Source organism: Neisseria sp. P0009.S007, assembly GCF_051962515.1.
The window spans coordinates 1-234 of the sequence record NZ_JBQCVF010001299.1; the positions used below are offsets into that span (position 1 = coordinate 1).

The window sequence follows — 234 nt, forward strand, 5'->3', positions numbered from 1 at the left end:
GTACGAGGACGGTGCCGTCGAAGCGTACGGGCGGATGCAGGCAGTTGTCGCAATGGCCGCAAGGGGCGGATTCTTCGCCGTAATGTTTGAGCAGGAGGACGCGGCGGCAGGCGGCGGTTTCGCAGACGGAAAGCATGGCATCGAGCTTCTGCATTTCGATTTGTTTCTGCACTTCGTCGCTGTTGCCTTCGGCGATGCGCTCGCGCAGCAATACCCAGTCGTTCAGACCGTAAC

At 60.3% G+C, this 234-nt stretch carries 1 protein-coding gene; it reads right to left on the reverse strand.

Features of this window, described 5'->3' with window-relative positions; all coding sequences use genetic code 11:
• Positions 1-234, reverse strand: a 234-nt coding sequence (locus ACTHS3_RS18685) for a RecQ family zinc-binding domain-containing protein (RefSeq protein ID WP_440368904.1), incomplete at both ends; no start/stop codon positions are given.